Origin of the sequence: Arthrobacter sp. ZGTC412 (genome assembly GCF_002929215.1) — a bacterium.
Classification (GTDB): Bacteria; Actinomycetota; Actinomycetes; order Actinomycetales; family Micrococcaceae; genus Arthrobacter.
In genome coordinates this window covers 54,498-78,880 of sequence record NZ_PJII01000003.1, presented here as the reverse complement: position 1 = coordinate 78,880, position 24,383 = coordinate 54,498, and the positions used below count along the sequence as shown (strand labels likewise).

18 protein-coding genes and 2 tRNA genes are annotated in these 24,383 nt (G+C 65.7%); 5 read left to right on the top strand and 15 right to left on the bottom strand.

Annotated features, from left to right (window positions below; all coding sequences use genetic code 11):
- Window positions 1-98: 98 nt before the first annotated feature.
- Both CXQ88_RS05275 and CXQ88_RS05270 read right to left on the bottom strand, forming a co-directional pair.
- Entirely contained in the window at window positions 99-1,595 is a 1,497-nt protein-coding gene (locus CXQ88_RS05275) for a sensor histidine kinase (RefSeq protein WP_104043126.1), read from the bottom strand.
- 7 nt (window positions 1,596-1,602) lie between these two features.
- Window positions 1,603-2,343, bottom strand: a complete 741-nt coding sequence (locus CXQ88_RS05270) for a response regulator transcription factor (protein ID WP_104043125.1) — start codon at window positions 2,341-2,343, stop codon at window positions 1,603-1,605.
- Window positions 2,344-3,027: 684 nt separating this feature from the next.
- Between CXQ88_RS05270 and CXQ88_RS05265 the strand changes: the two genes are divergently transcribed.
- Both CXQ88_RS05265 and CXQ88_RS05260 read left to right on the top strand, forming a co-directional pair.
- Window positions 3,028-3,894, top strand: a complete 867-nt coding sequence (locus CXQ88_RS05265; RefSeq protein ID WP_104043124.1) for a winged helix-turn-helix domain-containing protein — start codon at window positions 3,028-3,030, stop codon at window positions 3,892-3,894.
- A gap of 271 nt (window positions 3,895-4,165) precedes the next feature.
- Window positions 4,166-4,693 (top strand): SixA phosphatase family protein, encoded by a 528-nt coding sequence (locus CXQ88_RS05260; RefSeq protein ID WP_104043123.1) that lies wholly within the window; start codon window positions 4,166-4,168, stop codon window positions 4,691-4,693.
- A 6-nt stretch (window positions 4,694-4,699) separates the two neighbouring features.
- On the opposite strand, the gene CXQ88_RS05255 is transcribed toward CXQ88_RS05260, so the two are convergent.
- The 6 genes from CXQ88_RS05255 to CXQ88_RS05230 all read right to left on the bottom strand — a co-directional run bounded on the left by CXQ88_RS05255 (window position 4,700) and on the right by CXQ88_RS05230 (window position 10,608).
- Window positions 4,700-5,389 carry a hypothetical protein gene (locus CXQ88_RS05255; RefSeq protein WP_258061692.1) on the bottom strand — a complete coding sequence of 230 codons (690 nt, stop codon included), beginning with the start codon at window positions 5,387-5,389 and terminating at the stop codon, window positions 4,700-4,702.
- 17 nt (window positions 5,390-5,406) lie between these two features.
- Window positions 5,407-6,102, bottom strand: coding sequence for a TetR/AcrR family transcriptional regulator (locus CXQ88_RS05250; protein ID WP_104043122.1), 696 nt, complete (start codon window positions 6,100-6,102; stop codon window positions 5,407-5,409).
- Window positions 6,099-8,135 carry a YhgE/Pip domain-containing protein gene (locus tag CXQ88_RS05245; RefSeq protein ID WP_104043121.1) on the bottom strand — a complete coding sequence of 679 codons (2,037 nt, stop codon included), beginning with the start codon at window positions 8,133-8,135 and terminating at the stop codon, window positions 6,099-6,101. The genes CXQ88_RS05250 and CXQ88_RS05245 overlap by 4 nt, the downstream gene beginning before the upstream one ends.
- The gene (locus CXQ88_RS05240) at window positions 8,132-8,842 is read right to left on the bottom strand and encodes an ABC transporter ATP-binding protein (protein WP_104043120.1); all 711 of its coding nucleotides are present in this window, start codon (window positions 8,840-8,842) and stop codon (window positions 8,132-8,134) included. Before CXQ88_RS05240 ends, CXQ88_RS05245 begins: the two co-directional genes overlap by 4 nt.
- A 66-nt stretch (window positions 8,843-8,908) precedes the next feature.
- Window positions 8,909-10,363 carry a dihydrolipoyl dehydrogenase family protein gene (locus CXQ88_RS05235; RefSeq protein ID WP_104043119.1) on the bottom strand — a complete coding sequence of 485 codons (1,455 nt, stop codon included), beginning with the start codon at window positions 10,361-10,363 and terminating at the stop codon, window positions 8,909-8,911.
- Window positions 10,364-10,534: 171 nt separating this feature from the next.
- Window positions 10,535-10,608: transfer RNA gene (locus CXQ88_RS05230), tRNA-Arg, on the bottom strand.
- 277 nt (window positions 10,609-10,885) lie between these two features.
- On the opposite strand from CXQ88_RS05230, the gene CXQ88_RS05225 reads away from it, so the two are divergent.
- Window positions 10,886-12,712, top strand: a complete 1,827-nt coding sequence (locus CXQ88_RS05225) for a phosphoenolpyruvate carboxykinase (GTP) (protein WP_104043118.1) — start codon at window positions 10,886-10,888, stop codon at window positions 12,710-12,712.
- Between the two features lie 108 nt (window positions 12,713-12,820).
- Here CXQ88_RS05225 and CXQ88_RS05220 read toward each other — a convergent pair whose 3' ends face one another.
- From CXQ88_RS05220 to CXQ88_RS05210, 3 genes are read right to left on the bottom strand one after another with little or no spacing between them, the layout of a single operon-like run.
- Window positions 12,821-13,270, bottom strand: coding sequence for an RrF2 family transcriptional regulator (locus CXQ88_RS05220; protein ID WP_104043117.1), 450 nt, complete (start codon window positions 13,268-13,270; stop codon window positions 12,821-12,823).
- A 14-nt stretch (window positions 13,271-13,284) separates the two neighbouring features.
- Window positions 13,285-13,785, bottom strand: coding sequence for a hypothetical protein (locus CXQ88_RS05215; RefSeq protein WP_104043116.1), 501 nt, complete (start codon window positions 13,783-13,785; stop codon window positions 13,285-13,287).
- 7 nt (window positions 13,786-13,792) lie between these two features.
- Window positions 13,793-15,211: a phosphomannomutase/phosphoglucomutase gene (locus tag CXQ88_RS05210; RefSeq protein ID WP_104043115.1), complete on the bottom strand. Its 1,419-nt coding sequence runs from the start codon at window positions 15,209-15,211 to the stop codon at window positions 13,793-13,795.
- Window positions 15,212-15,368: 157 nt separating this feature from the next.
- Between CXQ88_RS05210 and CXQ88_RS05205 the strand changes: the two genes are divergently transcribed.
- Complete coding sequence (locus tag CXQ88_RS05205; protein ID WP_104043114.1) at window positions 15,369-17,600, top strand: RecQ family ATP-dependent DNA helicase; 2,232 nt, start codon at window positions 15,369-15,371, stop codon at window positions 17,598-17,600.
- A 112-nt stretch (window positions 17,601-17,712) separates the two neighbouring features.
- Here the strand turns inward: CXQ88_RS05205 and CXQ88_RS05200 are convergent, their stop codons facing one another.
- From CXQ88_RS05200 to CXQ88_RS05185, 4 genes are all read right to left on the bottom strand, one after another.
- Window positions 17,713-19,143 (bottom strand): MFS transporter, encoded by a 1,431-nt coding sequence (locus tag CXQ88_RS05200; RefSeq protein WP_104043113.1) that lies wholly within the window; start codon window positions 19,141-19,143, stop codon window positions 17,713-17,715.
- A 235-nt stretch (window positions 19,144-19,378) separates the two neighbouring features.
- Window positions 19,379-19,466: transfer RNA gene (locus CXQ88_RS05195), tRNA-Ser, on the bottom strand.
- Window positions 19,467-19,564: 98 nt separating this feature from the next.
- Window positions 19,565-20,092 (bottom strand): GNAT family N-acetyltransferase, encoded by a 528-nt coding sequence (locus CXQ88_RS05190; RefSeq protein WP_104043112.1) that lies wholly within the window; start codon window positions 20,090-20,092, stop codon window positions 19,565-19,567.
- A 2-nt stretch (window positions 20,093-20,094) separates the two neighbouring features.
- A complete protein-coding gene (locus tag CXQ88_RS05185; protein ID WP_104043111.1) occupies window positions 20,095-22,332 on the bottom strand; it encodes a prolyl oligopeptidase family serine peptidase in 2,238 nt (745 codons plus the stop codon).
- 85 nt (window positions 22,333-22,417) lie between these two features.
- Here CXQ88_RS05185 and CXQ88_RS05180 point away from each other — a divergent pair, with 85 nt between their 5' ends.
- The gene (locus tag CXQ88_RS05180) at window positions 22,418-24,358 is read left to right on the top strand and encodes an FAD/NAD(P)-binding protein (protein WP_104043110.1); all 1,941 of its coding nucleotides are present in this window, start codon (window positions 22,418-22,420) and stop codon (window positions 24,356-24,358) included.
- Window positions 24,359-24,383: the final 25 nt, after the last annotated feature.

Here is a 24,383-nt window from a genome sequence, read left to right as displayed (position 1 = left end):
ACGCCGAACCGCACCCAATCGACAGTACAGGAATGGAGCGAAGAAGTCACATTTTGGTAACAGAGGTCACCACGACGGCGCGTCGGCTTGCTGACTGGTCACGCCAAAGGCAGCCGCAGGGCGAACTCGGTACGCCCAGGCTGTGACGTCACCGTTACCCTTCCTCCGTGGGCTTCAACAATGGACTCCACGATGGACAGCCCAAGACCGCTCGTCCCTTCAGCCGCTGAAGACCCGGACTCGTCTCCCGCGCCCTTTCGGGCCGCGTCTGCGCGGGCGAAGCGAGAAAATACGTCGTCCACGAAGTCCGTGGGGATCCCGCCGCCGTCGTCCGTTACCGTTACCAGCGCAGCACCGTCCGCCGTCCTGCCCACCCCGGTAACAACAGTGGTTCCTGCCGACGTATGTTTCCGCGCGTTCGACAACAGATTCATCAACACCTGGCGCAGTTGGGAGAGATCGCCGTTGACCACAATGGGCTCGTCCGGAAGCTGCAGCCGCCAGTTGTGCCCGGGTGCCATGACCTTTTCATCGCTGACACTTTCGATCACCAGCTGGGTGAGATCCACCTCGGCGAGCTTGAGGGGCTGACCCTCATCGAGCCGGGCCAGCAGCAGCAGGTCCTCCACTAAAGCGGTCATCCGCTCCGACTGGCTCTGAACGCGGGCCAGGGACTTTTGGCCGTCGGGGGTGAAGTCCTCGGTCATCCTCATCAGTTCGGTGTAACCCCGGATGGCGGTCAGGGGAGTGCGCAGCTCGTGCGACGCGTCCGCCACAAATTGCCGCACCTTCGTTTCGCTCCTCTGCCGCGCCTGCAGCGCATTTGCCACGTTGTCCAACATGAGGTTCAGTGCATGCCCAACGCTGCCCACTTCCGTTCCCGGACTGGAGTTCGACGGCGGGACACGCACCGCGAGCGCCACCTCGCCGGCGTCGAGCGGCAACTGCGAAACCCGCGTGGCAACTTCGGAAAGCTGTTCAAGGGGCTTCATGGTGCGGCGGATGAGGACGGTGCCCACCAGCCCGATCAGCATCAGGCCCCCCAGGGAGACGAACATAAACGTCCATACCAGGGAGGCGAGCGTGCTTTGCTTGGCGGCGAGGGGGAGCCCGGTCACCAGGACGTCACCAAAATCGGTCGTCACCGCTATCAGGCGGTAGTCACCGTTCGACAGCCTGCGGTCCGCGGGCGGTGCGTCCGCCGCCAATGCCAGCAGGGCTTGCTTGTCCTCGGCGGAAAGCGCAGAGCGCGTGGTGTCCGAGGCGAGGAATCCAGCACTGTTGACCTGCCCGTTAAGGATGCGGGCGTTCAGGGTTCCCACACTCTGGCCCCGGGCGTCCAACGGATCCCGGCCGTTGAAGCCCCCGCCAGGAGGGCGGCCCGGATTGTTGGAGCGGTCCGCCGCCTGGCTCAGCTGTTCGTCCAACTGGCGGGTGAGGAACGCATCCATGGAGGCATAGCTGGCCACGCCCACCGCACCGCAGATGGCAATCAGCAGGGCCATGGCCAGGAGGATGAGCCGGGTGCGCAGGTGCCAGGTGCCGGGCCTGAACCAGCTCCGGCGGTGGGACTCGGCTGCCCGAGGTGATGCCATGGTTCGCCTACTCTGCAGGCTTGATGACGTACCCGGCGCCGCGCACAGTGTGGATCATGGGCGGGTGCACGGCGTCCACCTTCTTGCGCAGGTAAGAGATATAAAGCTCAACGATATTTGCCTGGCCGCCGAAGTCGTAGTCCCAGACTCGGTCCAGGATCTGCGCCTTGCTGATGACGCGCTTGGGATTTTCCATGAGGTAGCGGAGCAGCTCGAACTGCGTGGCCGTGAGCTGCAGCTGCCCGCCCGCCCGGGTTACCTCGCGGGTGTCCACGTTGAGCACCAGGTCCCCCACCACCAGTTCGGCTGTGTCCATGGCGGCAACCCCGGAGCGCTGGACCAGGCGGTGCAGCCGCAGCAAGACTTCTTCCATGCTGAAGGGCTTGGTGACGTAGTCGTCGCCGCCCGCCGCCAGGCCCACAATCCTGTCATGGATGGCGTCCTTGGCTGTCAGGAACAGCGCGGGCACCTCGGGCGCGAAGGCGCGGATCCTGCCCAGCAGCTCGACGCCGTCGAACCCCGGGAGCATCACGTCAAGAACCAGGACGTCCGGGCGGAAGTCCTTGGCCAGTTTTACTGCCTCAGGGCCGTCCGCAGCAACCGCGACCGACCATCCGGCCATACGCAGTCCCATGCTCATCAGCTCGGACAGGCTTGGCTCGTCGTCGACCACCAGGGCGCGGATGGGGGATCCGTCCGGGTGGGAGAGCTGGGGGAGGTTGTTGGTCATGGAGTACGAAGTGGCCATGGAACAACTCTCCGATCGATCGGTTAGCCGGGCCTATGGGGTTCCTGTGCCTCAGCTGTGAATCCCAGCCTACCCAGCAGGGTACTTCCGGGGAGTGGCGGCTGGTCGGTCCAGCCACTGTCTACGGTGCTCCGACAGCTTGTCTCTCGAACTCTCGTTCCGTGCTGGAGGATGAGGCATTTTCCGTGTCCGAATCCGGGAGCCGCTGGACAGAGGAACCCACGCGGATGGGTGATTTCGGCATTCCCGGCACCTCTGAAGAAAAGGGTTGTCCGCAAGGGTAGGGCCGAATTATGTTCACCTACTGAGTCTCTGTGAACGGAAAACCGGGGAAATGATCAGTAATCTGACCATTCCTCAGAATCGTGATCTGCAGCACATTAAGCGCTTTTGTCTCAATATGCGGACCATAGCGTCCATTGTTACTTGCAAGTTAGCATTGTTACGCTGCACACTTCCATTGTGAACAAGAACTCAACAGCACCTGCAGCCGCAGACTATTGGCCCAGCACATCAGCTGCTGCCGACATGCGCTGTTGTCGAATGTACGCCTGATCTTCCCACCCCCTGAAGTTCGTAGGCATACGCCCCCAGCCCAGCGTCGGGCGTCCCTCCCCAATCCATTGCGGGGAACCAAAGCATTCGAGCCGCGATGACGGCCATTCACATTGAGGTAAGCAATCTATGTCAGTTGCATCCGGATACGTCCACATTTCTGTCCGTAACGCCGCCAAGGGTGGCCAGCCGTCCGGCCTCCGCCCCGGCTTCGGACCGCGCACGTCGCTTGCTCCCGCAACTTCGGGAAGCAGCTTCCCCGGCTCGGGATACGGCCCCCAGAGCTACAACCCCAACTCCTACGGCCAGCTCCGCGCCGTCCCGCCGGCAGAGTCCGCGCCCGTCATAGCTCCCACCCCTGTAGTGGCAGGGCCTAACCCAGTCCGCCCCGTGGCCAATGACAACGTTGCCCGTGGATTCGTTCTGTACATGGGAATCGATGAGGAAACCGCGGCCGCCGCAGGTACTTCCATCGCCAAGCTCGCCCAGGAAATCCGCGCTTACGCCCAGTCCCTGGTAACCGGGGCCGAGAGTTACGCCGCTGTCGCCGTCGCCCCGGCCGGCACGCCCGGCTCCGCCCTCGACGTCGTCCGCTCCACCTTCGGTGACCCTACCGTCAACACCCGTCAGCGCACCGAAACCCCCCGGCCGCAGCAGCCCCAGGAACCGCGTCCCTCCGGCGTCCTGATCGACCTCGCCCGCCGCGAAGTGCACCTCGATGGGGAATCCCTGAACCTGACCTTCAAGGAGTTCGAGCTCCTGAACTACCTCGTGGAAAACGGCACCCGCACCGTGGGCCGTGACGAACTGCTCGAAGGCCTGTGGCGAAACGCCGAAGAAGTACCCAACGAGCGCACCATCGATGTCCACATCCGCCGCCTCCGCTCCAAGCTCGGCCGCCTCGCCAACACCGTCCGCACCGTCCGCGGCCAGGGCTACCGGTTCTACGAGCACCCGGAGGTTGTTGTCTGGGCCGCTCCGGAATACTCGATCTAGCCGCAGGGGCACGCAGGCGACACTTCGCCGTGCAGCGCGGGCGCTTCCGCTTTCGCGCGCCATCCTTCGGCGCCTGCGCTCGTTCCGCCCCGCCGCCACCCTCGCCTCGCAAGCTCGGCCAGGGAACCCTCGCGGCGTGGCCCCAGCACAACGGCGCTTTCAGGATGCCCCGCTGCGCTGCAGCGCCCACCTAACCGAATATGCCGCCTGCGTGCCCGCCCTCCGAGCATCGGCCTCCGCGGCTAATGTGGGCGGGCATTAGGCTTGGGCCATGAGCCAGCACCATCTTCGACGCCTTGTGATCATGCGGCATGCCAAGGCCGATTGGCCCGGTGGCGTGGCGGATCATGAACGGCCGCTCGAGGAGCGGGGTCATCGGGAGGCGCCGCTTGCCGGTCGCTGGCTGCTCAAGCACAACGTTGTTCCGGACTTCATCCTGTGCTCAAGTGCACTGCGGACCCGCCAGACCTGCACTTGGGTGTGTTCTGAACTGGGCGACAAAGCCCCCACGCCAAAGCTCGAAGACGGCCTATACGCGGCCTCGGCCCTTCGTATGCTGACGGTGGTCAACCATGTGCCGGATACGGTGACCACGTTGATGCTGATCGCTCACCTGCCGGGTGTCCAGGACCTGGCCATGCACCTCGCCTCACGTGATTCCGACCATGACGCCTACATGGACGCCGCCACGAGGTACCCCACCAACGCGCTCACCGTCCTCGAAACGGAGAAGTCGTGGGCGGAGCTGGACGGGCAGGACGCACGGATTACGAAGTTCAAGGTGCCGCGGTCCCATTAAGGCGGGCTATTTCCTCGGTGCGGGACGGCGCGCCGGCTGCTTCATAGCACTTTGCCTGGCGGCGTTCTGCCCCGCACCCTGCCTCGCGGGGCCCTCGCTTATGCCAGCTTGCCCCGCAGCACCTTGCTGCGCCGTGCCTTGTCTCCGGGGCGCTTGCCGGGCGGACGACGTCGGCTGCCGCACTTGGGCACGTCCACCCGACGGGGTGCGCGGCTGCGAAGCGCTGGCTGGCCGGGCTGGTGTCCGCCTCACGGCGTTGCTGCTGCCGCGGGGTGGAGTCCTGACGCCAGCAGCCCGGGACTGTTGAGCGCTGCGCCGGCGCCCGGGCCACACAGCGCCGGTGAACAGTGCCGCCAGCGCCGTCAGCAGGGAGAGCGCGGCAAGGAAGAAGTAGTTGTCGGGGTCCGAGGTGGGCAGCGGGGTGCCGAACAGCGACGTCTGGTCGGCGAAGGCCAGTTCCCAGGTACTCAGGAAAGCGATCGATCCCGCTAGGGCCAGGCTCGTGGACAAGCCAGCGATGGCGAGCATAAAGAAACGACGGCGGCGGAGTATTTCCATGATGCAGGCGAGGTAGGCGAGACCGATGACGCCGAGGAAGGCGAGGAACACTGGCTCCGCCAGCGTCATGCCCGTCAGGACCAGCAGCCCCGCAGCCACAAGGCCGGCGATGACCGCAAACTTTCCGCTGTTCCCCATGTGACGCATGTTCACCATCATCCCCGAGGAGGGGACGGCTTCAGAACGTAGCCGCGCATGATGGCCATGATTGCTGCAACACTTTGGTCACGGGTGCGCTCCGGGTTGTAGGTCTGCCGGTCAAGCCCCACCACGAAGCAAGCGCCAAAGATGGCTGTTTCCAGGCTGCCGCGGGAAACGGACGGATCCACCGGGTAGGCCTTGGCGACGTTTTCCACCGCGTCGCCGATGACCGCCAGGAGTTCGGCACGCAGGAGCGTAAACGTCCCCTGCCACTCGCTCGGCGTACGCCAGTTCTCGCTGACCCAGAGCCGGGCGAAGGAGGGGTACTCAGCCATGAAGTCCATGGCCTGGCCGATCATCGCCTCCATTGCCAGCAAGGGGTCTTGGCGGGACCCGCTTCCTGGTGCCCCGCCGTCGGACAAGGCTCCGTCTTGGTCCACCAACAGGCGTGCCTTGAGGATATCCACGCCATGGCGCAGCAGCTGGGCGATGAGGTCCGATTTGCTGCCGAAGTTGTAGTAGACAGTTCCTTTGGAGACGCCCGCTGCAGCTGCGATCTCGTCAACGGTCACGCCGGCCGTGCCGCGCTCACCGATCAGCTCCATGGAGGCGTCAAAGAGCTTCTGCCGGGTAGCAGTAGTCCGGGCAGGGCGAAGTTTTTTCACCGGCTCCGGATCCTCCCTCCGTGGCTCAGAATCCCGGGAGCTCATACTGCTATCTCCGGTTTCAGCGTCTTGAGCGTCCAGTATTTGCCCTTGCGCACGGCGAGGGTGGACATCACCAGTCCCAGTGCTGTGTACCCCACAAGACCCAGCACGGTTGGAACGATCATCGACAGGTCGGCTCCGTAAATGAGGTGCCGCATTCCGGTGACCACATACCCCATGGGCAGGATCTCGTGCACCACGTGGAAGGGCTGTGGCGTGGTCTGCCAGGGGAAAGTACCACCAGAAGACACCAGCTGCAGGACCAGTAGGATCAGCACCACAAGTTTGCCCGGGGAACCCAGCAGCGCCACGACGCCCTGGATGATGGCGCTGAAGGCCATGGCCGCAGCCAGCATAAAGAGCCACATCAGGATGGGATGGGCTGCGTCGAGGCCCAATGCAAGGTTGACCACCAGGGTGAGGAGGGTGGCCTGCACCACCGAGACGGCCAGGAAGGGCAGCCACCCGCCGAGGGCGATTTTCCAGGAGGGGGCGTTGGACGCCAGCGCGCGCTGGGTGAGGGGCCGCATGGCCTGGATCAGCATAAAGATACCGATCCACAGGGCGAGGGTCAGGAAAAATGGTGCTAGCCCGGCCCCATAGGATCCCGCCTTCGCCTGGGAGACGTTGCTGACGGCCACGGGATCGGCGATAACGCGGGAGAGGTTGCTCTTCTGGGCGTCGTCCGGGTTGGGCACCTGTCCTGCACCCTTACCGATCTCGTCCGCAAGGGTCCTGGAACCATCTGCGGCCGAGCCGGCCCCTGCCTCGAGCTGCGCTGCACCGGCGTCGAGCTTGTGTGCTCCCTCCGCCAGTGCGCTGGCGCCGTCCACTGCTGACTGCTCGCCGGCGGCCAGCCTCGCCGCGCCGGTGTGGAGCTGGTCCGCACCTCCGGATGCCTGGGTGACGGCGTCTTTCAGCGCGGGGGTGCCGGCGGCCAGTTGTGCCGCACCTACGCTGACGGCTTCGGCGCCGTCTGCCAGCTGCTGGATCTGTGCAACGTCCGTCTGGATTTTCGTTTTGGCTGCCGCCACCGGGTTGGAGGCGGCCATCAAGTCGAAGTCGGCCAGAATGCTGTCCGCCTGCTCCGGGGTAAGGACTCCGGAAGCGATCAGTCTGTTGTTTGACTCCACCACGCGGGCGCGAAGTCCCTGGTCCGCTGCCTCCAGCTGTGCGGCCACGTCCTGGACCTTGGTGTTCAGCTGCGCGTTTCCGGCGGCCACTTGCGCGGCACCAGCGGCCAGTGTCTGGGCGTCGCCGGGCAACGTTGCCGTCTTGTCTTTCAGCACGGAGAGCCCGCTGCTCAACTGGCCGGCGCCATCGGTCAGCTGGTTGGCGCCGTCGCGCAGTTTGAGCTGGCCTGCGTAAAGCCCATCAGCTCCGCTGCTCAGGCCGGCGGTTCCGTCGTGAAGGGTGCCAGTTCCGTCCCGGAGTGTGGCCACGCCGTCGGCGAGCTGGCCAGCGCCGTCTGCTGCCTTGACCATCTGCGTGTGGATGGTGCCGAAGCCCGTGAGCAGCTGGTTGGCTGTTTCTTCTCCGACGTCGGCGGCAATAGTGCTGTGCACGGAGGTGGTCAGCTTGTCCACGATAGTGCTCAGCAGGTAGTTGTTGGCGTCATTGGTGGTGACGTTGAGCATGGCTGGGCTGGCAGAATCGAAGCTGCCGGGGGATACGAGGTGGGCGGAAAAGTCCTGCGGTATTTTCAGTGCGAAGGCGTACCTTCCGCTGGCGACGCCCTCGTCCGCTTCGTGCCCGCCTGTCACGGGGATCCAGTGGAAGACATTGCCGTCCACCAGGCTCTCCGCTACTTCCTTGCCCGCCTGGAGCTCCGAACCGTCGCTGGTGGTGGCGCCGGCGTCCTCCATCACCAGCGCGGCGTCGATTTGGTCCAGGTTGCCGTACGGGTCCCAGTTGGCATAGAGGTATACGGCGCCGTACAGCAGTGGGACCATGGTCAGCGCGAGGATGGTCAGCTTCGGGAGCAGCCCACCGGTCATCCGCTTGAGTTCGGAGCGGGCCAGCCGCAGTACGGTCACTTGGCATCCTCAGGTTCGAGTGCGAATTTCTGGGCAGGAGCGTGGCTTTCCGTCTCGGTTTCGCACTCGGGTGGGAGCTCGCGGGGCACCGAGTTGCCAATCGCGACGACGGGCCCGGACCACGACGGCGGCGGGGCAGCTACCGTGGCGATGACTGCGAGCGGCCGGCCGGCGTCGGACGCCAGCTCCTCAAGGCGCGGCAGCCAGCTGCCTGAACGGGCGCTGTGCCGGTCGGGGGAGTCAACCACCAGCAAGTCTGTATGCGGGTTGGCGAGCGCCAGCGCCGTCAGGAGTTCCAGCCGGCGCGAAGGATCGAGCTGCTCCGTCCACAGGGCCGCGATGTCCTCAAAGCTGTTCACCTTGAGCCATGGACTGCTGAGCAGGGCGCCCCGGTAGCGGCGGGGGATCAGGGCCAGGTCCTCCGTCACCAGATCGCGCACGCTGAGGTGCCGCTCGGGCTCATTAATGCCCGGGGCATCCACCAGCGCGCTCGCCATGCGGAGCGGTCTAATCCCGCGGCTGCCGTCCCAGCTGGCGAAGCCCCCACTGGCTTTCATCCTGCCGCTGATCACCAGGGCCAGTGCTGTGCGATGGTCCTGCCGTTCCCCGGAAACGAGGGTCAGCTCCCCGCGGCTGGCTTGGAGGGACGTCGCCGGGAGCAGGGGGTCCCGGCGGCCGTGGACGTGGAGCTGCTGAGCGAGGAGCAAGGGGGCCTTTCGCGGACGTGTTCAGCACCCAGTCTAATCACACTGACCAGTCAGTTCAAATAACTCCTAGAGCCCGTACTTCTCGAGGAGCCGCAGCCAAACCTCGCTGATGGTGGGATAAGAGGGGACTGCATGCCACAGCCTGTCCAGCGGAACTTCGCCCACAATTGCGATGGTGGCCGCGTGCAGGAGTTCCGCTACATCCGGCCCGGCGAACGTCGCGCCGAGGAGAACTTTGCGGTCCTCGTCTATGACAAGTTGCGCCCACCCCTCGTAATTCTCGGAGTGCAGCGAGGACCCTGCCACTTGGATAGGCAGTTCTACGGAAGAAGCGTTGTAGCCGTCCTGCTGTGCAGTTTTCAGGGTGCGGCCGACGGCGGCGAGTTCCGGGTCGGTGAAGACGACGCTGGGCACTGCATGCTCGTTGGCAGTCTGCGCGAAGCGGCTCCAGTCCCTGGCTGCGCCTTCCAGTTCCCCCTTGGCCCGGGCAGCGATGGCGTCTCCGGTAGCGCGGGCCTCGTACTTTCCCTGGTGGGTGAACAGGTTCTTTCCGGCGGCGTCACCTACTGCATAGAGCCAGGGTTCCCCACCGGGAACTCCATCCACCAGCCCCGAATTGTCCGTGTTAAGGGCGAGGTGCCCTTTCCCATTCGGTTCGAATCCCAGGCTCTCCAGCCCCAGGCCTTCCAGGGCCGGATGGCGCCCTGTGGCCACCAGGACCTTTTCGGCAGTCACGCTGGAACCGTCGCCGAGTTGCAGACTCAGCGTCCCGTCGTCGTTCTCGCTGATGCTTTCCGCAGAAGTGTAGAGCCTGATCTCCACGCCGTCGGCCCGCAGCCCCGCCGCAACCAGCTTGGCTGCTTCCGCCGGGAAGTTCCCGAGCAGCCCGCTCCGTGCCACGAGCGTTACCGTTGAGCCCAGCCGTGCGTAAGCCTGGGCCAGCTCTGTCCCGGCTACGCCGCCACCCAGCACTGCCAGCCGTGGCGGCACTTGCTTGGCTGAGGTCGCCTCCCGCGTGCCCCACACCTGCACGTCCTGTAGCCCCTCAATAGGGGGAGTGCTGGGTGTTGAGCCCGTAGCCAGCACCACGGCGTGACGCGCCTGAAGCTGGTACGAGTTGCCGTCGAGCCCTGCGACTTCGACCGACTTGGGCGCAGTCAGCCACGCGTGGCCGCGGATCAATTCGATGCCGGTGTCCTCCACCCACTTGACCTGGCCGTCATCCTGCCAGTTGGACGTTAGGGCGTCCCGGCGCTTCAGGACGGCTGCGGCGTCAAGGGTCCGCGTCACTGCTTCCTTGGCTCCGGGCGCGGTCTGGGCGCCGTGGAGGGCGGTGCCGGGGCGGAGCAGGGCCTTTGACGGCATGCAAGCCCAGTAGGAGCACTCGCCGCCTACCAGTTCCGCCTCCACCAGGACAGCGGTAAGGCCGCCCTGGACCACCCGGTCCGCTACGTTTTCCCCCACCGCGCCTGCGCCGATCACTACAACATCAAATTCACGCGAAATTGCCTCAGGCATCATGGGGAAAGCCTACGCCGGGGATCTAGGGCGGGGGCTGAATTGGGAAGGCCCGCAGCCGCCAATTGCGTAACTTTCGGTGGCGGCCGGGTGCTGATCCTGGGGCGCGGTGCCGAGCAGCAGCCGACAAAACGCAAAAGGTCCGCACCGGCGAACCGGTGCGGACCTTGTCTGTGCGCCCAAAGGGATTCGAACCCCTGACCTTCTGTTCCGTAGACAGACGCTCTATCCAGCTGAGCTATGGGCGCATCTTGTGTCCCGGGGGAAGAACCGCTCTCCCTGAACCTCGAATTACTTTACGCGAGGGTTGGCCGCGATGCCAAATCGGAAGGCATGTAATCTCCGCAACTAGACCGGTATAGGTGACCTTCGTCACTTTATTGTACGATTTGAGCCTGAAATTCCTTGATTTCGCGCGGAAACGCATTTTGACGGCGCCGAATGCTCAGCATACGTCCAAAAAACTCAAGTGGTCCGGACCATAGCATTTAGCTCACACCGATGAACCCGAGGAAGGGAACCGAAATGGGCGATCTGGCGCAAAAGCCGCTGCTTGACAACGCACCCACCACACATGCCGGTCTGCTGGCGTGGGTCGAAGAGGTTGCTGAGCTTACCCAGCCGGACCGCATCTATTGGGTTGACGGCTCCGAAGAAGAGAACGCGCGCCTCACAGACGAGTTGGTGGCGGCGGGAACACTCACCCGACTGAACCAGGAACTGTTCCCCAACTCGTTCGCGGCGTTCTCCGATCCGGCCGACGTGGCCCGCGTGGAGGAGCAGACCTTCATTTGCTCCGAAAAGGAGCATGACGCCGGGTTCACCAACAACTGGATGGCGCCGGCAGAGATGAAGGGCAAGCTTCGCGGCCTGTTCGCCGGCTCAATGCGCGGCCGGACGATGTACGTGATTCCCTTCGTGATGGGCCACCTCGACGCCGAGGACCCCAAGTTCGGAGTCGAAATCACGGACAGCGCGTACGTTGTCGCCTCGATGCGCATCATGGCCCGCATCGGCACCGACGTCCTGAACCGCATCACCGAAACGAACGCGTTCTACGTCCCCGCCCTGCACTCCCTGGGCGCGCCGCTGGAACCCGGCCAGGCTGACGTCCCCTGGCCCTGCAACCCGGACAAGTGGATTGTGCACTTCCCCGAGGAGCGGTCCATTTGGTCCTTCGGTTCGGGCTACGGCGGAAACGCGCTGCTGGGAAAGAAGTGCTACGCCCTGCGCATCGCCTCCGTCATGGCACGCGACGAGGGCTGGCTGGCTGAGCACATGCTGATCCTCAAGCTCACCTCGCCCGAACAGAAGACGTACTACGTCTCCGCTGCCTTCCCGTCCGCCTGCGGCAAGACCAACCTCGCCCTCCTTGATCCCACCATCAAGGGCTGGAAGGTGGAAACCCTTGGCGACGACATCACCTGGATGCGGTTCGGCAAGGAAGGCGAACTGCGCGCCGTCAACCCCGAAGCAGGCCTTTTCGGTGTTGCTCCGGGCACGGGCTGGGGAACCAACCCCAACGCAATGCGGGCCATCGCCAAGGGCAACAGCATCTTCACCAACGTGGCGCTGACCGACGACGGCGGTGTTTGGTGGGAGGGCATGACGGACGAGGTGCCTTCGCACCTTACTGACTGGCAGGGCAACTCCTGGACCCCGGATTCGGACAAGCCTGCCGCACATCCCAACTCCCGTTTCTGCACGCCGATCGACCAGATCGACATGCTGGCCGAGGAGTACCACAGCCCCAACGGCGTGGAGCTTTCCGCGATCCTGTTCGGCGGCCGGCGCAAGACCACCATCCCGCTGGTCACCGAAGCCCGCAGCTGGTCAAACGGCATCTTTATGGGTGCAACCCTGTCCTCGGAAACTACTGCAGCCGCAGCAGGTGCAGTGGGCGTGGTGCGCCGCGACCCCATGGCAATGCTGCCCTTCATTGGCTACGACGCAGGCGACTACCTGAACCACTGGGTCAACCTCTCCGCCAAGGCCAACCCCGAGCGGCTGCCCAAGATCTTCCTGGTCAACTGGTTCCGCCGTAACTCCGAAGGCGGCTTCGCCTGGCCCGGGTTTGGCGACAACGCCCGCGTCCTCAAGTGGGCAATCGAGCGCCTCGAGGGCAAAGCGGAAGCCGTCGAGACCCCCATCGGTTTCGTGCCCACCGGCGACGCGATAGACCTCGAAGGCCTGGACATGACCCCCGCCCAGGTGGAGGAAGCAGTCAAGGTTGACCCCGCCGAATGGTCCAAGGAACTCGCCTCCATCGAGGAATGGTTCGCCAACTTCGGCGGCTCCCTGCCTGACGCGCTGCAGGCGGAGCTCACCAGCCTGAAGTCCCGCCTGGGCTAACAGCTTCCCTGGTACGACGACGGCCCCGCACCTTTCCAGCGAAAGGTGCGGGGCCGTCGTCGGTCCTGTTGTTAGGAAGCGAGCCAAATGTCCTCGCCCGGCAGGCTCCTAGAGCCCCGGCCGGAGTCCGATCATTTCAAATACCGGGGCCATCTGCCGGGAAGCAGGAAGATCGGCGATGATCACGCCGTCGAGCTCACGGTAAAACGCCTCACGGGCCCGCGACAGGGCGGACCGGAGCTTGCACTCGTTGATCAACGGGCAGTCGCCACTGGGGGCAACGCACTCTGCTGCGTCGGCCCGGGTATCAAGCTGGCGGAGAATCTGCCCTACAGTGGCAATCCGGCCGGCCTGGCTCAGCCGGGAACCGCCAGTCCGGCCACGCTCCACCTCGATCAGCCCCAGGTTACGCAATTTCGCCATCGCCTTGCTGACATGGTTGTACGGCGTTCCCACGGTGTCGGCAATGTTCTGCGTGGTGAGCAGGGTGCCGACAGGGACGGCTGCAAGCACCATCAGGGCCCGCAGGCTCACATCAGCAAAAGCGTTGATCTTCATGACCGAGCGCCGGTCTAGTCCACCCAGATGACGGGCTCGCTGGTGTCCGCCGCAAGTTCGCCGAACTCCCAGGTGTGGGTGGCGGCGTCGGCCGAGTAGGGCAGGACGGCTGCGAACACCGGGCCCTCGCGGTGCTCGGTGGCCACATGGATGGCGTCCGAGTCCTCTTCTACCAGCAAAATGTCGCAGACCACCGCGGCGGCCCGGAAGTCTTCCCGGTTCTGGCGCAGCAGGGCGGTGAGGTCGCTGATCATGGCATCGGCGTCAAAGTCACCATCGGAGCCTTCCTCGGCATCCGCCGGGGTAACAGCGACCAGGCGTACCTCGCCGTCGTTCTGGACTGTCAGGGCGAAGGGCAGGAAGCCGCCGTTGCGCTGGAGCTGTTCCTGCGCGGCGCTGATGCCCGTACCCAGAAGGTTCTCAAGGTCCGTCGCCGTGCTCTCCGGAACGGAGTCCCGCCAGGACGCCTGCCCGCCGGTACCTCTTCCGGAGTCCAATCCCGTGTCCTCAGCCATGCGTGGACTACGCCCGGACGATCGACAATACGCGGTCGCGGACCCGTTCCATGGTGGCGCGGTCCGTGGCCTCGGCATTAAGCCGGAGGAAAGGCTCGGTGTTGGACGGGCGCAGGTTGAACCAGTAGCTGCCGTCGTTGGCCGTGAACGTGCTGCCGTCCATCCCGTCGATGGTGAGGTCTTCGTCCGCGAAAGCGAGGCGTACCCGCTCAACTGCCGCTGCCTTGTCATCAACTTCGGAGTTGATCTCGCCCGACGATACGTAGGGCTCGTACTCGCGGCCCAGCTCGGAAAGCGGTCCGTCCTGCTCGCCCAGGGCGGCAAGGACGTGCATTGCCGCGAGCATGCCCGTGTCCGCGTTCCAGAAGTCACGGAAGTAGAAGTGCGCTGAGTGCTCGCCGCCGAACACCGCTCCTTCCTCCGCCATGACTGCCTTGATGAAGGAGTGGCCGACACGCGTGCGTACTGCGCGGCCGCCGTCGTTCTCCACCAGCTCGGGCACGGCACGCGAGGTGAGGAGGTTGTGGATGATCGTGGGAGTAGCTTCGCCCTGCGCCTTGGCACGGGCGATCTCGCGACGGGCCACCATCCCGGTGATGGCCGACGGCGAGACCGGCTCGCCCTTCTCGTCGATGACGAAGCAGCGGTCAGCGTCGCCGTCGAAAGCCAGACCGATGTCAGCGCCGTGCTGGAGCACTGCCGCCTGCAGGTCGCGGAGGTTTTCCGGCTCAAGCGGGTTGGCGGGGTGGTTGGGGAAGGAACCGTCCAGCTCGAAGTACAGGGGAACGATCTCCAGGGGCAGCTTGGGGAGCAGGGCGTCGCCCAGGACTGCCGGGGTGGTGAGGCCGGCCATGCCGTTGCCCGCGTCCACTACCACCTTCAAGGGACGGGAACCGGAAAGTTCCACCAGCTTGCGGAGGTATTCGGAGTAGTCCTTGAGCACATCGCGGACGCTGATCTGGCCCCGCTTTTCGGCGGCCGGGATGGAGCCGGTGTTGAGGTACTGCTCGGCCAGGGCCTGGATGTCCTTGAGGCCGGTTTCGGAAGAAATGGGCACCGCCCCGGCCTTGGACATCTTGATGCCGTTATAGCCGGCGGGGTTGTGGCTGGCGGTGAAGGTGGCCCCGGCACGGTTCAGGGAACCGCAGGCAAAGTACAGCTCGTCGGTGGAAATGAGGTCCAGGAGTTCGACGTCGGCTCCGCGTGCTGTTGCGCCGCTGGCGAAGGCCTTGCTGAACTCGGGGGAGGAGGGGCGCATGTCGCCGCCCACCAGGATGGTCTGGCCCTGGAGTTGCAGGATATCCACGAACGCGGCCCCCACGGCTTCGACGATTTCGGCCGTAATCGATTCGCCCACAATGCCGCGTACGTCGTACGCCTTGAAGGATGCCGAAAGGTCAAAAGTCGTTGTCTGTTCGCTAGTCACGGGCTTTATCTTACGTGGACAGCGGAAGTCGCTGTGGTGGACAGAGTGGGAAGCGCTGTATATGACGGCGGATCCCTGGGACGCGATGTTCCCGCTCTGTCCACATACGGGGCTGCCTGCGGTGCCTGGTGTCAGGGGCGGCTGGGATACTGAATCAATGGTCGATAACCAGCACGCCACAGCAATTTCTGACCCTGCCCCAAATTTTGACAGTCTTCCGCCCGGCGATGCAGCCCCATCCGCCGGTCCTGCATCCGCTTCCGCAACCCACCAGCAGGCATTGGAGGTGCTCCGCGAGCTCGTGGGACGCCCCGAGGCTGCCTTCCACGAGGGGCAGTTTGAAGCCATTGAAGCGCTGGTAGACGGCGGCAGGCGGGCTTTGGTGGTCCAGCGCACCGGCTGGGGCAAGTCGGCCGTCTATTTTGTTGCCTCCCTGCTGCTGCGGCGCCGCGGTGCCGGGCCAACGCTCATCGTCTCGCCCCTGCTTGCCCTGATGCGGGACCAAGTGGCGGCCGCTGCCCGGGCCGGGGTGCGTGCCGTTGCCATCAACTCCGCCAACCAGCTGGAGTGGGACACCGTGCGGGAGCAGCTTGCAACGGACCAGGTGGACGTGCTGCTGGTCTCACCGGAGCGGCTCACCAACCCGGCCTTCCGGGAAACCCAGCTGCCGGAGCTTATCCGGCGGACCGGCCTGCTGGTTATTGACGAGGCCCACTGCATCTCCGACTGGGGCCACGACTTCCGCCCCGACTACCGGCGGATCGCGGACCTGATCACCCAGCTGCCGGATGCAGTTCCGGTGCTGGCAACCACCGCCACGGCGAACTCGCGGGTGGTGCACGACATCGAGGAGCAGCTTGGGGACGGCGTCCTCACCATCCGCGGTTCCCTGGGCCGTGATTCCCTGCGAATGGGCGTCCTGTCCTTGCCGGATTCCAAGCAGCGCCTGGGCTGGCTCCTGACGCATCTGGCTGATTTGCCAGGAAGCGGCATCATCTACACCTTGACCGTGTCGGCGGCGGAGGACACCGCCCGGCTCCTCGCCGAAGCCGGGCATGACGTGCTGGCTTATACCGGCCGCACCGATCCAGCGGACAGGGAACGCGCCGAGCAGCTGCTGAAGGACAATCAGGTCAAGGCGCTGGTGGCCACCTCGGCCCTGGGGATGGGCTTCGACAAACCTGACCTGGGCTTTGTGGTCCACCTTGGGGCGCCGTCTTCCCCGGTGGCCTATTACCAGCAGGTGGGCCGTGCCGGGCGTGGTGCCGCCAACGCCGACGTCCTGTTGCTTCCCGGCTCGGAGGACCGCGACATCTGGCAGTACTTCGCCACCGCGTCCATGCCGTCGGAAGAGAAGGCGGCGGCCGTCCTTACCGCGCTGGGAGAAGCCGGCAGTGCGCTCTCGACGGTAGCCCTGGAGGCGCGTGTTGACCTCCGCCGCACTCCGCTGGAACTGCTGTTGAAAGTCCTGTCCGTTGACGGCGCCGTGGAACGGGTGGGAGGCGGATGGCGGTCCACCGGCCAGCCGTGGATTTACGACGCCGAGCGGTACCGGCGGATCGCAGAGGCGCGTGTGGACGAGCAGGACTCCATGGTTATTTACCAGGACACCGCCGGGTGCCGGATGGAATACATCACCTCCGTCCTCGACGACGAAACCGCCCGGGCCTGCGGCCGGTGCGACAACTGTGCCGGGCGCTGGTTCCGGGCAGACATCGCCGAAAAAGCTACGGAAGCCGCCGGCCAGACCCTCAGCAGGGCAGGCGGGGTTCTGGAGGCCCGGCTGCAGTGGCCCAGCGGCATGGACCGGCTGGGAGTCCCAGTCAAGGGGAAGCTCAAGCCCGGGGAAGGCCTTGCCGAGGGGCGTGTCCTGGCCAGGCTTACGGATCTTGGCTGGGGTGGCGCTTTGCGCGGGCTGTTTGCGGCCGGAGCTGAAGACCGGCCCGTGGATCCTGCCATGCTCCAGGCCTGCGTGCAGGTTCTGCGGGAGTGGGGGACCGGCGATGGCCGCAATCCTGGCTGGAGCGGAGCCGGCCGGCCTGCAGCGATAGTGAGCATTCCGTCGCGGAGCAAGCCGGAGCTGGTGGGCTCCCTGGCCCGGGGAATCTCGGAGATCGGGCGCATTCCCTACCTGGGTGCGCTGCAGCTGGCCCACGGCGGTCCTACCGGAGGCCGTGGCGGCAACAGCGCGTACCGTCTGGCGGGGGTCTGGGACCGGCTCGTGGTCAGTCCCGAGCTTGAAGCAGCGCTGGGCGAAGTGCAGGGGCAGCCGGTGATGTTGATCGATGACCTGACAGACAGCCGGTGGACCCTGACGGTAGCCGGGCGGACCCTTCGTCAGGCCGGTGCCGGGCCTGTCCTACCGCTGGTCCTTGCCCAGGCCGGCTGAGCCCAGGCCGTCTGAGCCCCGGCCGACTGGCCAGCCGGCCAGTTGGTTGCCTGAGGGCCCGGCCGAGCTGAGGAAGCCGGGCTTCAGGGCGGCCCAGCGCAAGGCCGGGTGGCTAAACCCGCCCGGCCTTGCGCTGGCTGACTTCCGCACCGGCGTGCGGCGGCAGGAACAGGCTGTCGGCCGTGCTCGCCAGCATCAGCACCGCCATGGCGAGGAACGCACCGCGGAAGGGCCCCGCGGGGTCTTCCGGGAAGGTGCCGAGTCCGTCGAACAGCCGGATCAGCAAGGCTCCGACGGCGATGCCGGCAGCAGCGGCCAACTGGACCAGGGTGGCAGAAACAGTGTTGGCCGAGGTGAGCTGTGCCGGGGCGATGTCCGCGTACTGAACCGACGCGTAGGCCGAGAAACCGATCGAGCGGAAGGCGCCGCTGCAGACCAGCAGCGCGAAGGTCAGTGGCTCAGGGGTCTCTGCCGTGAGCAGGGCGCAGAGGGCAAAGGTGGCCGCAGAGGCAACGGAGGCGAACACGAGAATTGCCTTGAAGCCGAACCGCCGGATCAGGGGTGTGGTGGCCGGCTTGATGCCGATGTTTCCGATGAAGACGGCCGCCACCATGGCGCCGGCGTGCAGCGGTGACCAGCCGAACCCGGCCTGGAACATCAGTGGCAGCAGGAATGGCACGGAGCTGATGGTCAGCCGGTAGGCGAACCCTCCCGTGGCCATGGCCCTGAACGTGCGGGTGCTGAAAACTCGGAGGTCAAAGAGGGGGTTGCGGGTGCGGCGCATCCAGAGCACGGCACAGGTAACAGCAACCACACCCGATCCTGCACTCAGGGCCGCCCAGGGAGCGTCAGGGTGGGTGCTGGCCAGTTCGAGTCCGACCACCAGGGCGCCCACGCCGAGCGCAGTGAGGAACAGCCCCGGCCAATCCAGCCGTCGCCGGTGATCCCCCGCGCCCGCCGGGACCAGCCGCAGGGCGGCAAGCAACGCCGCAGCACCGAGCGGAAGGTTGATCAGGAAGATCCAGTGCCAGGACAGGTAAGTGGTCAGGGCCCCGCCCACCAGCGGTGCCAGGACTGGTGCCAGCAGGCCCGGCCACACCAGGAACGCCGTGGCGCGGAGCAGGTCTGCCTTGGGCGTTCCGCGCAGGACCAGAAGGGTTCCGACCGGAACCATCATGGCGCCGCCAAACCCCTGAGCGATCCTGCTGAGGGTGAGCGCAGAAAGGTCTTGGCTCAGCGAACAGCCTAGGGATGCAACGGTGAAAATCACGATGGCCAGGCAAAAGATGCGGCGGGCGCCAAACCGTTCAGCCAGCCAGCCGCTGAGCGGGATGCCCATGGCAACGGTCAGCAGGTACGCCGTCATCGTGATGTTCACGTCTGCGGCGGGAACCCGGAAATCGGCTGCGATGTTGGGGATAGCGGTGGTGAGGATGGTGCCGTCGAGGAACTCCATAAAGAAGGTGGCTGCCACCAGGAGCGCCAGGTGGGGGCTCCATGCCTTCGTGCCGCCGGCCTCATCCACCGTATTGCTTGCTGCCATCCGTTCATCATTCCACCGGCACGGCGTCCCGGGAGCTACCTATCCGTACCCCGGACTCGAAGGCAGCCGGGCTCGATGGCAGCCCCGACGGGACGCTGGACGGCAGGGCGACCTCCACGTACCTGAGGAGCACCTGAACACTCGCGGCAAACCGATCGGGGGAGCGGTCTGCTAACCGGAAGGCAGCACCACACCAGGTACGCAAAAGGCCCCGGTCCAGGACCGGGGCCAAACGCGGAGACGGGGGGATTTGAACCCCCGGTGGAGTTGTGCCCCACACTTCATTAGCAGTGAAGCCCATTCGGCCGCTCTGGCACGTCTCCAATTGCTATTCCTAGCCCACCAAGGATACGCAGAACCGGGCACGCAGTGCAAAACGGGCCACCCGGCCCCGCAAAGTGCCCCGGGGAACGCCTGCCGGTTACAGAAGCGGAGCCTGCCTGGGCCGCACCATCCTGATCTCACGCAGGTTTTCCCAGTCCGGAATCAGGTCCGCGGCGCCGTCGGGTGCGAACCGGAAGTGGCGGTAGAAGCCGATGGCACGCCCGTTCTCAGCCGCCACCCACAGGCTTGCCGGGCTGTCGCCCAATGCTGCCTCCAGGAGACGGCGTCCCAAGCCCAGCCCCTGGTGCGAGGCCAACAAGTACAGTCCCCACAGCTCCAGGTCCCCGGATGATGGTGCCGCAAATGCATGCGACGATCCGCCGTCGGGGGCGCGCCGAATGCCGGCGAACCCCACCACCGTGCCGTCGTCGCAGGCCACCCACGCTTCCGCAGGCTCCGCTGTCTCCAGGAGGTGGCGCCAGAGCGGCAGCCGGGTTTCGGGACCCTGTGCGGCCAGGAACCCATCGGACAATATGCCTTGGTACGTCTCCTGCCAGCAGTTGACGTGGACCTCAGCCAGCCGCTCCACGTCAGCCGGTACCGCCCTCCTGACTACCAGGGACACCGCTACTCCGTCCCGCCGGCCAGCGACTTCCAGAGGAAGTGCTGGCTGCGGGCCTGCAGTGCCGCGGCCTGCCGGTTGTCCGACGCTCCGGCGTGTCCGCCTTCGAGGGCCTCGTGGAACCAGACGTTAGGGATGCCCATGGCCAGCATCCGGGCAGCCATCTTGCGGGCCTGCACCGGACCCACCCGGTCATCGGAAGTGGCCGTCCAGATAAACGTCTCCGGGTACTCCACCCCATCCCTGAGCAGGTGGTACGGCGAAAAAGTCCTGATGTACTCCCACTGCTCCGGGACGTCCGGGTCACCGTACTCGGCAATCCACGAATGGCCCGCGGACAGCCTGGTGTAGCGGCGCATGTCCAGCAACGGTACGCCACAGGAAACAGCCCCGAACAGCTCCGGGTACTGCGTCAGCATGTTGCCCACCAACAGCCCGCCGTTGGAGCCGCCAACACATCCCAGCCGCTCCGGCGAGGTGACGCCGCGGGAGATGAGGTGGCGCGCCACGGCCGCGAAGTCCTGGTACGCCTTGTGCCGGTTCTCCTGCAGTGCCGCACGGTGCCATCCCGGCCCGTATTCGCCGCCGCCGCGGATGTTCGCCACCACGTACACGCCGCCACGGGAATGGGGCGCTTCCCCGTTGGCGCCGGCGGACGTGGATGTGCGGCGTTCCAGCCACGCCCGGCCCACTGTCCCGCTGTACGCGGGAGTGCGTGAAACTTCGAAGCCGCCATAACCCGAGAGTTGCGTGGGATTTTGTCCGTCCAAAGCAAGGTCGCGGGAGGCAACCTGGAAGTAGGGAACCCGGGTGCCGTCGTCGGAGACGGCGAAATGCTGCTGCACCTCATAGTTTTCGTCCGCAAAGAACGACGGCGACGTCTTGACTGTTGCGTGCCGGCTCACCACGCCGGGAGTCGCCGACGCCGCGCGCTCCAATGTGCCCCGCATCAGCGTGCTGGGGGTGGTGAACCCCGTGGCGATAAGCCAGAAGTCATCCCCAGCGCCGTCGGCTTCGTCTTCATCGTCCACGGCGTAGGCGTTGACGTCGTGCAGCGGCGGGCAGGCATCAAGAAGAGTGGACTCCCAGGCGCCGTCCGCGGCACCGGTCGGCCGGGACGGGTCGAGGACGCGAATCTCCGAGGACACATCCTTGAGGAGGTTGAGCAGCAGGAAGTTACGGGTCCAGCTCCAGGACTGCAGTGACGTGTGGGCGTCCGGGGCGAACAGCACCGAAAGCTTACGGGAGCCGGCCAGGTAGTCCTCAAACGGCGCGGCGAGCAGCGAGCCGGCGGGATGGGTGGACCCGTTGAGCACCCAGTCCTGCTGCGGGCGGAACAGCAGCCATTCGCGGTGTGCACTGACATTGACGTCCGTGGGCACGTCGATCACCACCCAGGAGCCGCCCCGCAGGACGGCGTTGCTCCGGTTGTGGAAATCGATGTAGTCAACGGCAAAGGTCCGCTCAAACCCCGGCGTGGAATCGTGGGCCACCACTGCCATCATGTGGTCCTCGGGCACCTCGAACAGGCGGGGCGCTTCCGTCAGGGAGCCGCCACGCTGGAGGATGACGGCTGTACGGGAGTAGGAGGAGGCCGTCTTCGGAAGCCCCCCGCCGGTGGAGGCGACCAGCAGCGTGTCCGCATCGAGCCACGAAACGTTGCCCTTCGCCGTCGGCAAATCAAAGCCGCCCTGCGCGGGGTCCACAAACGTCCTTGTTTCCACGTCGTATTCCCGGTAACGGTTGGCGTCGCCGCCGTCCGGGGACAACGCCAGCAGCGCCAGCCGGTAGGGTTCGCCCAGGTCCGGTCTGAGGAAAGTTGCTCCGTGGAACACCCATTCTTCACCCTCGGCGGCGGACAGGGCATCCATGTCCAGCAGGACGACCCAGTCCGGGGTCTCCGTGCAGTAGCTGTCCCAGGTGGTGCGGCGCCACAGGCCCTTGGGATTCTGCTGGTCCTTCCAGAAGTTGTAATACCAGTCACCGCGCTTGCCCACCATGGCGATCCGGTCCGTGGAGTCCAGCACCTCGAGGATGCCGCCCTCGAGTTCCACGTAATCGGCGTCCTCCAGCAGGTCTTCCGTGCGTGAATTCTGTTCCTTCACCCACGCCAGCTGCTGCTCGCCGTAAATCTCCTCAAGCCAGACATTCTCGTCAGTGGGCTCGGGCGCCATGCCCGAGGGCGCGCCGGACATGTTGCCGGAACCGGGGGCGGGCGCTGGATCAGCTGCAGTGGTGGTCATGCGCCCCATCCAAGCAACATCGCCGCTCCGGTAGCAAGTCAAGCGTTCAGCGCATCCTTTGCTTTCAGCCCGTACTCTGGATGCCGTGGAAATAACGGAGAGCATAAGGACCGCCATCATTGGGGCAGGTCCGCGGGGCACCAGCGTCCTGGAACGCCTGCTCGCCCGCACTGCCGCGCAGATTGCTTCCGGCGCCGGCCCGGCCCGGCTCCACATCGACGTTATCGACCCCTACCCGGCAGGCCCGGGGCACGTGTGGCAACCGGGGCAGTCCAGGCTGTTCCTGATGAACACGCAGTCCTTCTACCCCACTGTGATACCCGAAGACCCTTCCTTGGCGCCGCCCGTCGCCGGCACCACCTTTGACCAGTGGCGTGCCCGGCAGCAAAAGCACCCGTCGCCGGACCTGAGCGAGGAAGAGCTCGCAGAACTTGCCGTCCTGGCTGCCAGCGATTTTCCCAGCCGAGCGCTGTACGGCCGCTACCTCCGCAGTACTCTCAAGGAACTGATACGCAACGCGCCCGACGGCGTCACCATCGACTTCCACGCAACGTCCGCACTGTCCGTGTGCCCGTCGGGTGACGGGACGTTCGACGTCGGCCTGGCCACCGGGGCGAGGATCCGCACGGGATCCGTGGTGCTGGCGCTCGGTCACATACCGTCCCGGCTGAACCCCGAACAGCGGGACCTGCAGGCCTCGGCGGAGCAGTTGGGCCTGCGGTACCTGCCACCGGCCGTGCCCGCCGATGTGGACTGGTCCCTGATTCCTTCCGGAGAGCCGGTCCTGGTGAGAGGCATGGGCCTGAATTTCTTCGACACCATGGGCCAGCTGACCGAGGGCCGCGGCGGAAAGTTCGTCAGTAACGGGGCGGTGCTCCAGTACGAGCCTTCGGGCCAGGAGCCCCACATCATTGCTGCCTCCCGGCGGGGAACGCCCTACCGGGCGAAGGCTGCCCTGAACGGCTACTACCCGGCATCTGTCTCCTTGCGCTACTTCACCGAGGCGGCGCTGGAACGCTTCCGCACGGCCGGCATCCGCCCCGCGTTCGACCATGACTTCTGGCCGCTGCTGCACCGCGATGCGTTGTGGGCCTACTACTCAACGCTCGTGCGCTCGCAGCCGAACGCTGTGCCTGACCCGGCCGCGTTCCTTGCCGCCCTTGACGAAGCCCTCCACCCGCATGCCCACAGTGCCGTGAACTGGGAGGACAGCGTGGAGAGCGTGCTGGCCGTCCACGTGGGGCCCCGGCACCGGCTGGACCTGCCGGGGCTCGCGGCGCCGCTGGCGGGACGCTCCTTTGCCTCGCGTGCCGAGCATGACGCCGCCGTGGTGGAATACCTGCTGGACGACGCCCGCCGGTCCGCGCTCGGCGAGGATGACCCGTTGAAGATGGCCATCGGTGCGCTCCATCACGGGCGCGCCGTGCTGAAGACAGCAGTGGCCGACGGCGGCATCACCGACGAGTCCTGGGTTGCCGGCCTGCGTGGCTGGTTTGAATCGTTTGTGGAAGGACTTGCCAGCGGGCCTCCAGCGCTGCGCTCGGAGCAGCTTGCGGCGCTGGCCAGAGCAGGAGTGGTCAGCTTTGTGGGGCCGGACCCCAAGTTCGGGGTGGACCGCCGGAATGGTTTTTTCACTGCCTTCTCGCCCTGGGTGGACGACGCGCCGGTGGCCGCACGAACCATGGTGGAGGCACTCGCGCCGGGCAACAGAGTCTCAGCCAACGATTCGCCGGTTCTGGAGCAGCTGCTAGCGGACGGCCTGGTGCGCCCGCGACTCATGATGTCGGTGGAGGGTGCCCCCGTTCAGTCCACCGGCCTTGAGGTTGAGCCGCACCCTTACCGCCCCGTGGCAGCAAACGGGTCGGTGACGGAAGGCCTTTACGTGCTGGGGCTTCAGCTCTCGTCCACCCAGTGGGGCACAGCCATCGCCGCCGAGGCCTTCCAGCCCGGCGGGCCGAACTACCGCAGCGGCCAGCGAACCCTGCGCGACGCGGACGAGATCGCCGGCGCCATCCTGGGGCGGTAGCAAACCCGAACGATCCCTCACTTGT

Coding starts and splice junctions, on each gene's coding strand:
- CXQ88_RS05205 (WP_104043114.1), top strand. CDS start 15,369: ATGGTCGATAACCAGCACGCCACAGCAATTTCTGACCCTGCCCCAAAT.
- CXQ88_RS05255 (WP_258061692.1), bottom strand. CDS start 5,389: ATGGGGAACAGCGGAAAGTTTGCGGTCATCGCCGGCCTTGTGGCTGCG.
- CXQ88_RS05260 (WP_104043123.1), top strand. CDS start 4,166: ATGAGCCAGCACCATCTTCGACGCCTTGTGATCATGCGGCATGCCAAG.
- CXQ88_RS05275 (WP_104043126.1), bottom strand. CDS start 1,595: ATGGCATCACCTCGGGCAGCCGAGTCCCACCGCCGGAGCTGGTTCAGG.
- CXQ88_RS05185 (WP_104043111.1), bottom strand. CDS start 22,332: ATGACCACCACTGCAGCTGATCCAGCGCCCGCCCCCGGTTCCGGCAAC.
- CXQ88_RS05215 (WP_104043116.1), bottom strand. CDS start 13,785: ATGGCTGAGGACACGGGATTGGACTCCGGAAGAGGTACCGGCGGGCAG.
- CXQ88_RS05265 (WP_104043124.1), top strand. CDS start 3,028: ATGTCAGTTGCATCCGGATACGTCCACATTTCTGTCCGTAACGCCGCC.
- CXQ88_RS05235 (WP_104043119.1), bottom strand. CDS start 10,363: ATGATGCCTGAGGCAATTTCGCGTGAATTTGATGTTGTAGTGATCGGC.
- CXQ88_RS05220 (WP_104043117.1), bottom strand. CDS start 13,270: ATGAAGATCAACGCTTTTGCTGATGTGAGCCTGCGGGCCCTGATGGTG.
- CXQ88_RS05200 (WP_104043113.1), bottom strand. CDS start 19,143: ATGGCAGCAAGCAATACGGTGGATGAGGCCGGCGGCACGAAGGCATGG.
- CXQ88_RS05270 (WP_104043125.1), bottom strand. CDS start 2,343: ATGGCCACTTCGTACTCCATGACCAACAACCTCCCCCAGCTCTCCCAC.
- CXQ88_RS05225 (WP_104043118.1), top strand. CDS start 10,886: ATGGGCGATCTGGCGCAAAAGCCGCTGCTTGACAACGCACCCACCACA.
- CXQ88_RS05250 (WP_104043122.1), bottom strand. CDS start 6,102: ATGAGCTCCCGGGATTCTGAGCCACGGAGGGAGGATCCGGAGCCGGTG.